The sequence below is a fragment of the Cellulomonas algicola genome (genome assembly GCF_003851725.1).
GTDB classification, from domain to species: Bacteria; Actinomycetota; Actinomycetes; order Actinomycetales; family Cellulomonadaceae; genus Cellulomonas; species Cellulomonas algicola.
Genome location: NZ_BHYL01000341.1, coordinates 1 through 8397, shown reverse-complemented (window position 1 = coordinate 8397; position 8397 = coordinate 1). Strand labels below are relative to the sequence as shown.

The 8397-nt window shown below is 74.6% G+C and carries 10 protein-coding genes; all 10 read left to right on the top strand.

Annotation, left to right across the window (positions count from 1 at the left end; all coding sequences use genetic code 11):
- A partial coding sequence (gene fliD, locus CTKZ_RS18470; protein WP_307720320.1) for a flagellar filament capping protein FliD occupies positions 1-1416 on the top strand: 1416 nt, incomplete at its 5' end.
- Positions 1417-1439: 23 nt separating this feature from the next.
- The gene (locus CTKZ_RS18465) at positions 1440-1883 is read left to right on the top strand and encodes a flagellar export chaperone FliS (protein ID WP_124344294.1); all 444 of its coding nucleotides are present in this window, start codon (positions 1440-1442) and stop codon (positions 1881-1883) included.
- Position 1884: 1 nt separating this feature from the next.
- Positions 1885-2241, top strand: a complete 357-nt coding sequence (locus CTKZ_RS18460; protein WP_124344293.1) for a hypothetical protein — start codon at positions 1885-1887, stop codon at positions 2239-2241.
- A gap of 135 nt (positions 2242-2376) precedes the next feature.
- Positions 2377-2724 (top strand): flagellar basal body rod protein FlgB, encoded by a 348-nt coding sequence (locus tag CTKZ_RS18455; RefSeq protein WP_200829819.1) that lies wholly within the window; start codon positions 2377-2379, stop codon positions 2722-2724.
- Entirely contained in the window at positions 2724-3122 is a 399-nt protein-coding gene (gene flgC, locus CTKZ_RS18450) for a flagellar basal body rod protein FlgC (protein WP_124344292.1), read from the top strand. Before CTKZ_RS18455 ends, flgC begins: the two co-directional genes overlap by 1 nt.
- Positions 3122-3430: a flagellar hook-basal body complex protein FliE gene (gene fliE, locus CTKZ_RS18445; protein WP_124344291.1), complete on the top strand. Its 309-nt coding sequence runs from the start codon at positions 3122-3124 to the stop codon at positions 3428-3430. Before flgC ends, fliE begins: the two co-directional genes overlap by 1 nt.
- Positions 3430-5040 (top strand): flagellar basal-body MS-ring/collar protein FliF, encoded by a 1611-nt coding sequence (fliF, locus tag CTKZ_RS18440; RefSeq protein WP_124344290.1) that lies wholly within the window; start codon positions 3430-3432, stop codon positions 5038-5040. Before fliE ends, fliF begins: the two co-directional genes overlap by 1 nt.
- Positions 5040-6041 (top strand): flagellar motor switch protein FliG, encoded by a 1002-nt coding sequence (gene fliG, locus CTKZ_RS18435; protein ID WP_200829818.1) that lies wholly within the window; start codon positions 5040-5042, stop codon positions 6039-6041. The genes fliF and fliG overlap by 1 nt, the downstream gene beginning before the upstream one ends.
- Positions 6034-6861 (top strand): FliH/SctL family protein, encoded by an 828-nt coding sequence (locus tag CTKZ_RS18430; protein WP_124344288.1) that lies wholly within the window; start codon positions 6034-6036, stop codon positions 6859-6861. The genes fliG and CTKZ_RS18430 overlap by 8 nt, the downstream gene beginning before the upstream one ends.
- A gap of 113 nt (positions 6862-6974) precedes the next feature.
- The gene (locus CTKZ_RS18425) at positions 6975-8255 is read left to right on the top strand and encodes a FliI/YscN family ATPase (RefSeq protein WP_124344296.1); all 1281 of its coding nucleotides are present in this window, start codon (positions 6975-6977) and stop codon (positions 8253-8255) included.
- Positions 8256-8397 lie beyond the last annotated feature (142 nt).

The window sequence follows — 8397 nt, the reverse complement described above, 5'->3', positions numbered from 1 at the left end:
GCCGCCCGCCACCGGCGCCTCACCCCCGCACCACCACCACGACGAGCGGAGCGACCGCGCATGGCGACGATGGGCATCGACGGCCTGGTCTCCGGGCTGCAGACGACCGACCTCATCAACCAGCTGATGCAGGTCGAGTCGGCCCCCCAGACGCTGCTGAAGTCGAAGCAGGCCGCCACGACGAACCTCGTCACGGCGCTGCAGTCGCTCAACACCAAGGTCTCGTCGCTCAAGGACGCCGCGACCAAGGCCGCCACCGCGACGTCGTGGGAGGTCACGAAGGCGGCGGCGTCCGCCGCGTCGGTGACCGCGACGACGAGCACGGGCAGCACGCCCACCGAGCTGACGTTCCGTGTCGACGCCCTCGCGGCCAGCCAGGTCTCGCTGACCGACTACGCCACGCTCCCCGCCGCGGGCGAAAAGCTCACGTTCAAGGCTCCCGACGGCACCCTCACCGAGGTCACCGTGGGCGCCGACGCCGCCGCCACGGCCCGCGCGATCAGCGCGTCGAAGGCCGGCGTCAACGCGGTCGCCGTCACGGTCGGCGGGACCACGCGGCTCCAGCTCACCTCCACCGAGACCGGCGCGAAGCACGCGTTCGAGGTCTACGCGGGCACGAAGGAGCAGGTCGGTGCGAGCACGGCGGCGAAGCTGTCCCTCGTCGACACGCGTGCCGCGAAGGACGCCGAGATCACGCTCTGGGCCGGGGTCGTCGGCGCCGAGCAGAAGGTCACCTCGTCGTCCAACACGTTCTCCGACGTGCTCGCCGGCACGTCGATCACGATCTCGAAGGTCGAGGCCGACCCGGTCACCCTCACGGTGAGTCGCGACACGGCCGCGATCACGTCGCTGGCCTCGGGCCTCGTCGGTGCGCTCGGTGTCGTCTTCTCGGAGGTCGCGTCCCGCACGTCGACCACGACGACCACCGCGGCGGACGGCCGCACGGTCGTCAGCGGTGGCCTGTTCGCGGGGGACAGCGCCGTCCGCGGTCTCAAGCAGGCGCTGCAGACCGCGGCGTCCTACCCCGTCGACGGCACGTCGCCCTCCGAGGTCGGCATCACGATCGGCAAGGACGGCGGGTTCACGTTCGACGACGCCAAGTTCAAGGCGGCGCTGGCCGCCGACCCCGACAAGGTCCAGAAGGTCGTGTCGGGCCTCGCGCAGCGCGTCGCCGACGTCGCGGTCGAGGCCTCCGACAAGGTCGACGGCACGCTGACCCGCAAGATCACCGGCCAGCAGGACCTCGTGAAGACCCTCGGCACGCAGATCGACGCGTGGGACCGCCGCCTCGAGATCCGTCGCGAGAGCCTCCAGAAGACGTACTCGGCGCTCGAGGTCACGCTGTCCAACCTGCAGTCGCAGTCGAGCTGGCTCGCCGGCCAGCTGTCGTCCCTGTCCGCGTCCTCGAGCTCCTGACGCCCACCGGAAGGTCGCACCCCATGCCTGACATCCGCTCGCGGTACGTGGCCGACGCGGTCGCCACGGTCGGACCCGCGCGTCTGCTCACGATGCTCTACGACCGGATGCTGGTCGACGTCGACCGCGCGGCCGAGTCGTTCGAGGCCGGGGAGGTCGTCGCCGGTCGCGGGCACCTGCAGCACGCGCAGGAGATCGTCGCCGAGCTCATCGTCAGCCTCGACGAGGCGGCGTGGGACGGCGGCCCGCAGCTCATGTCGATCTACCGCTTCCTGCTCGGCGAGCTCATCCGCGCCGGTGCGCGCGGCGACGTCGAGATCACCCGGTCCTGCCGCGCGCTCATCGAGCCGCTCGCGGAGGCCTGGCACGAGGCGGCGCGCTCGCTCGCGCAGGTCCAGATCCCCACCCCGGCGGACGCGCCCGCGCTGGAGACCGCGACCGCGGTCGGCCTGCTCGGCGTCGGCTGACATGCTCTCCCCGGCGGCCGGCACGACCGGCACGCCCGCGACGGACTTCCACGCCGCGTGGGTCCGCGCGCTCGACGCGCTCGAGGTCGACGTCGCCGCGGCGGAGGAGCTGCTGCGGACCGCGCACCTCGCGCCGGTCGACGAGGTCGCGCGCGCCGCCGTGTGGCAGCCGCCGCGCGACCTCGGCACCCTGCCCGTCTCGCTCCAGGAGCGCGGCCAGGCGCTGCTCGACCGCCAGCTCGACGTCGCCCGCCGTACCGCGGAGGCGCTCGTGCGCAGCCGCCGCCAGCTCGTCGCCGCCGACGCGCTGCGCCCGGTCCGCCCGGACCTCCCGGTGTACGTCGACGCCCAGGCGTGATGTCACCCGTTCGCCCGTCCTGAAACCTCTCATCGGCCCGGAGGCCCGGCCGATGGGGGGAGTGAGCAAGGACTCGCTCACGCAACAGGCCACGGATCGGCCGCCCCACCCGTCCTCGGGAGAGGTGTACCTGTCATGGGTCTGTTCGACTCCGTGAGCTCCGTCGCGCTCAACAGCGCGCTCGACGGGCTCGCGCTGCGCCAGCGCGCCATCGCGGACAACGTCGCGAACATCCAGACCCCGGGCTTCCAGGCCCGCCGCGTCCGGTTCGAGGACGAGCTGACGCGCGCGGTCGCGCACGGCAGCGGCGCGGTCGAGGCCACGACGCACCGGTCGCTCGAGCCGACGCGCGAGGACGGCAACAACGTCAACCTCGACGCCGAGACGTTGCTCAACATCGACACCAACCTGCGCTACCAGCTCGCGACCCAGGCGGTCTCGGGCCAGTTCTCGTCCGTCCGCACCGCCATGAGGACCAGCTGATGACGATCTTCGGAGCGATCGGGATCGCCTCCACCGGCCTGACGGTCCACCGCAAGTGGCTCGACGCCGTGAGCGACAACCTCGCCAACCTCAACACCGTCCGCCCGACGTCGGAGGACGCGTTCCGCGCCAAGTACGTCGTGGCCGCGGAGAGCGCGGGGGAGAACCAGGGCGTGCAGGTCGCCGGCATCGTCGAGGGCAGCGCCGAGGGTCGGCTCGTGTACGAGCCGTCGAACCCGCTGGCCGACGAGGACGGCTACGTCCGGTACCCCGACATCGACATGTCGAGCCAGATGACCCAGCTGATCATGGCCCAGCGCGGCTACCAGGCGAACGCCACGGTCGTGGACCGGGCGCGCGAGACCTACCAGGCGGCCCTGCAGATCGGACGGCAGTGATGACCTTCGCCGTGACCCCCGTGACGGGGGTGCTCCCCACCGGTGCGCTCGACGCGACGCGCGCCGCGACCGCCGCCGACCCGGCCGCGGGTGCGCAGTTCGCCGGGATCCTCGGCTCGATCGAGAACCTGCAGCAGCTGCAGTCCACGTCGAACGAGCTCGCGGTGCGTGCCGTCACGGGTGACCTCGACGACGTGCACGACTACACGATCGCGTCCGCGCAGGCGTCGACCGCGCTCGAGCTCACCGCCGCCGTGCGCAACAAGGCCGTCGAGGCGTTCACCGAGATCATGAGGATGCAGGCCTGATGCCCGCCCAGGTGCAGGCCGCCGTGGACCGTCTCACGGGGGCCGTCAAGCAGTTCTCGCTCGCGCAGCGCACGCTCGCGCTCATCGGCGTCGCCGTCCTGGTGCTGGGGGCGTTCGCGCTCTCGACGTGGATGTCCCGCCCGACCATGAGCCCGCTGTTCACGGGCCTGTCCGGCGCGGACGCGTCCGCGGTCGTCGACCAGCTCACCGCGGACGGCGTGCAGTACCAGCTCGCCGACGGCGGCTCGACGGTCCTCGTCCCGGACACGGCGCTGTACGACCAGCGCATCAAGCTCGCCGCGGCCGGTCTGCCGACCAACGCGGACGGCGGCGGCTACTCGCTGCTCGACGAGATGCCCATGACGTCGAGCGAGTTCCAGCAGCAGACGACGTACCAGCGCGCGCTGGAGGGCGAGCTCGCCCGCACGATCGGCGCGATCGACGGCGTCGAGTCCGCGACGGTGAAGCTCGCGCTGCCCGAGGACTCGGTGTTCGTCTCGGAGAAGGCCGACCCGACCGCGTCGGTGTTCGTCCGCACCCGCCCCGGCACGTCGCTGTCGGTCGACCAGGTGCAGGCGATCGTCCACCTCGTGTCCGCCGGCATCGACGGCATGAAGCCGACCGACGTGGCCGTCGTCGACTCGACGGGCGAGGTCCTGTCCGCGGTCGGCACCGGCACGACCGGCGGCGTCGGCGGCCAGCAGGCCAGCGACTACGAGGCGCGCGTCGCCGCGTCCGTGCAGGCGCTGCTCGACCGCGTCGTCGGGCCCGGCAAGTCGGCCGTCACGGTGACCGCCGAGGTCGACCAGAGCCAGACCGACCGGACGACGGAGGAGTTCGCGGCCACGCCCGACACCCCGCCGCTCGCGTCGTCGACCACGACCGAGACGTACGAGGGCGGTGCCGCCTCCGGCGCCGCCGGTGTGCTCGGCCCGGACAACATCCAGGTGCCGGGCGGCGACGGGACGAACGGGTCGGGCTCGTACGAGTCCACGACCGAGGACCGCACCAACGCGATCAACAAGACGACCGAGCGCGTCCAGCAGGGTCCGGGCGCGATCGAGCGGCAGTCCGTCGCGGTCGTCCTCGACGAGAAGGCCGCCGCGCCGATCGACCTCGCGGAGCTGCGCGACACCATCGCGGCCGCCGCGGGCGTCGACGCCGAGCGCGGCGACACCGTGGCCGTCCAGGCGGTGCCGTTCGACACCGCTCAGGCCGAGGCCGCCGGTGAGGCGCTCGCCGCGGCGGACGCCGCCGCGAAGGCCGCCGAGCAGCGCTCGCTCATCCAGCAGGCCGCGATCGGGGCCGTCGTCCTCGCGCTGCTGCTCGCGATCGCGATCGCGATGACCCGCCGGTCGCGCCGGTCGCGCCGCACCGCGATCGACCTGGGCGAGCTCCAGCCGGTGCTCGACGACGACGCGCGCCTCGCGCTCGAGGGCCTCCCCGAGGACGCCCTGCCCGAGCTGCCTGCCGGGCCGCTGCCGACCGAGCCCGACCCGGTCGCCCGCAAGCGCGCCGAGATCACCGCCCTCGCCGACGAGCAGCCCGAGGAGGTCGCGGACCTCCTGCGCGGCTGGCTCGGCACCGCGACCCCGTCCGGACGCCGCTGATGGCCGCGCTCACCGGGACCCAGAAGGCCGCGATGCTGCTCCTGCAGCTCGGCCGCGACCGCGCCGCGCGCGTCATGGCGCAGCTCGACGTCAACGAGATCGAGGAGCTCACGGCCGAGATCCTGCGGCTCGAGCGCGTCGACCAGCGGCTCGCCGACGAGGTGCTCGAGGAGTTCCACGCGGTGTCCGTCGTCGGCCCGGGCGTCGGTGGCGGCATGGGCCTCGCGCAGCACCTGCTGGTCGCGTCGCTCGGCGCCGAGCAGGCCGCGGACGTGCTCGAGCGGCTCCAGACGACCATGCAGGGGCAGCCGTTCGAGTTCCTGCAGCACGCCGACGCGCGTCAGGTCGTCTCGCTGCTGTCGAGCGAGCACCCGCAGGCCATCGCGCTCGTGCTCGCGCACCTCAAGCCCGACCACGCCGGCATCATCCTCGCGGGCCTCGACCCCGAGCTGCAGGCGGACATCGCGCACCGCATCGCGCTCATGGAGCGCGCGTCGCCCGACGTCGTCCAGGTGATCGCGGAGACGCTGCAGCGCAAGGCGTCGAGCGTCCTGCAGGCCAACGACTTCGCCGCCGTCGGCGGCGTGCAGCCGCTCGTCGAGATCATCAACCGCGCCGACCCCGGCACGGAGAAGGTCATCCTCGAGGGTCTGGCCGCACGCGACGAGGAGCTCGCGGAGGAGGTCCGCAGCCGCATGTTCGTGTTCGCGGACATCACGCTGCTCGAGGACCGGGCCATGCAGCTCGTGCTGCGCCAGGTCGAGACCGCCCAGCTGTCCGTGGCGCTCAAGGGCGTCAGCGACGGGGTCCGCGAGACCGTCATGCGGAACCTGTCCGAGCGGGCGCGGGAGAACCTGCTGGAGGAGATCGAGCTGCTCGGCCCCGTGCGCCTCTCGCTCGTCGAGGACGCGCGTGCGGCGATCGTCCAGGTGATCCGGCGCCTGGAGGAGAGCGGCCAGATCGTCATCCGGCGCGACGCGGAGGACGAGCTCGTTGCCTGACCTCGGATTCGTGCCCACGCCGCGTCCCACGCCGGACGCCACGGCGACCCCCACGACGGACGTGCCGGCCGCGGCCCCCGTGTTCGCCGCCGCGCTGCCCGGCGGTGCGGTCGTCACGCCCGCCGTCCCCGTGCCGGCCGCGTTCGTCGCGACCGGTGCGACGGCGTCGCCCGTCGCGCGCTCCGCGGGTGACCCGGTCGTCTTCACGCCGTCGCCGCTCGCGGCGGCCTCGACCGTCGCACCCGTGATCGACCGCGCCGCGTCCGAGGCCGCGCGTGCCGAGGGGTTCGCCGCCGGCTACGCCGCCGGGGCCCGCGAGGCCGCGCGCGTCGCCCAGGAGGAGTCGGTGCGGGTCCGTGCCGCCGCCGAGCAGCACAGGGTCGCCGCGCAGGCGGCGCTCGACCACGCGCTCGACACGCTCCAGGCCGCCGCGTCGGCCGCCGCCGCGCGCACCGTGCCCGTCGTCGCCGAGGTGGACCGTCGTCTGCACGCGGCGGCGCTCGACCTCGCCACCGCGGTCCTGGGCATCGAGCTCGCCGACCACGCGCAGGGTGCCCGTGCCGCGCTGGCCCGGGTGCTCGCCCAGGTCGACCCCGCCGAGCCCGTGACCGTCCGGATGCACCCCGACGACCTCGCCGCGGTGCCTGCCGCGACGAGCGCGACCGGCGGTACCGCCCCGACGCTTCCCGCGACCGTGACGCTCGTCGCGGACGCGACGCTCGCAGCCGGCGACGCCGTCGCCGAGCTGCCCGACGGCTACCTCGACGCGCGCGTCACGACCGCGCTGGCCCGCGCCCGCGCCGCCCTGGAGCAGGCGTGACCGCGACCCTCGACGCGCCCGTGGCGCTCGTCGCCCCCGGCGCTCCCGTCGTGCCCGTCGCACCCGTCCGCGCGTCCCACCCCGGCGCCCCCGGGTCCCCCGCGTGGGACCGTGTGCTCGCGGCCGCCGCGCCCGAGCGCATCGGCACGGTGCGTGCGGTCGTCGGCCTGACGATCGAGGTCGTCGGCACGGGTGCCGCCGTCGGCGAGCTCGTGCGCGTCGGCGACGACGTCCTCGCCGAGGTCGTCGCGACCGCGGGTGCCACCGCGCGCTGCATGCCCCTCGGCCCGACGGCCGGGCTCCGCGCCGGCATGCCCGCCCGCCCGCTGCGCGAGCCGCTGCGGGTGCCCGTCGGACCCGGGCTGCTGGGCCGCGTGCTCGACGGTCTCGGCCGGCCCATCGACGGCAAGGGCCCGCTGCGGGCGCAGGCGTGGGTGCCGCTCGACGGCCGCGCCCCGCACCCGCTCGAGCGCAGCCGCGTCGAGGAGCCGCTCGACCTGGGCGTCCGCGTGCTCGACACGCTCGTGACCGTCGGCCGCGGCCAGCGGCTCGGCATGTTCGCCGGGTCGGGCGTCGGCAAGTCGAGCCTGCTGTCGATGGTCGCGCGGGGGACGGACGCCGAGGTGTCCGTCATCGCGCTCGTCGGCGAGCGCGGCCGTGAGGTCCGCGAGTTCCTCGAGGACGACCTGGGCCCCGAGGGTCTGGCGCGGTCCGTCGTCGTCATCGCGACGTCCGACGAACCGCCGCTCGTGCGCCTGCGCTCCGCGTTCCTCGCGACCCGCATCGCCGAGGCGCTGCGCGACGAGGGCCGGCACGCGGTCCTCATGATGGACTCGCTCACGCGCGTCGCCATGGCGCAGCGCGAGATCGGGCTGTCCGTCGGCGAGCCGCCCGCGACCCGCGGCTACCCGCCGTCGACGTTCGCGCTGCTCGCCCAGCTCCTCGAGCGCGCCGGCACGGGCGCGACCGGCTCCGTCACCGGCCTCTACACGGTCCTCGTCGACGGCGACGACCACAACGAGCCCATCGCCGACGCCGCCCGCTCGATCCTCGACGGGCACGTCGTGCTCGACCGCCGCCTCGCGGTCGCCGGCCACTTCCCGAGCGTCGACGCGCTCGGCTCGATCAGCCGCGTCGCGTCCCGCGTGACGACCGCCGAGCAGCGCGACGCCGCCCGCCGGCTGCGCGCCGTGATGGCCGCCCGCCGCCAGGCGCAGGACCTCCTCGACGTCGGCGCCTACGTCGCGGGCTCGAACCCGCTCGTCGACGCGGCCGTCACGCACGGCCGGGCGATCGACGCGTTCCTGCGCCAGGACATCGAGGACGTCGTGCCGTCCGCCCAGGCGTGGGCGCACCTGTCCGCCCTCGTCCAGCAGCTGGGGGACGTCGCATGACCCGCTCCTTCCCGCTCGCCGGCCTGCTGCGCGTGCGCGCCCTCGCCGAGGAGCGCGCCGCGGCCGAGCTCGCCGCCGCGCGTCGCGCCGAGCGTGCCGCCGCCGAGCGTGCCCGCGAGACGCGCGAGCGCCTCAGCGGCTC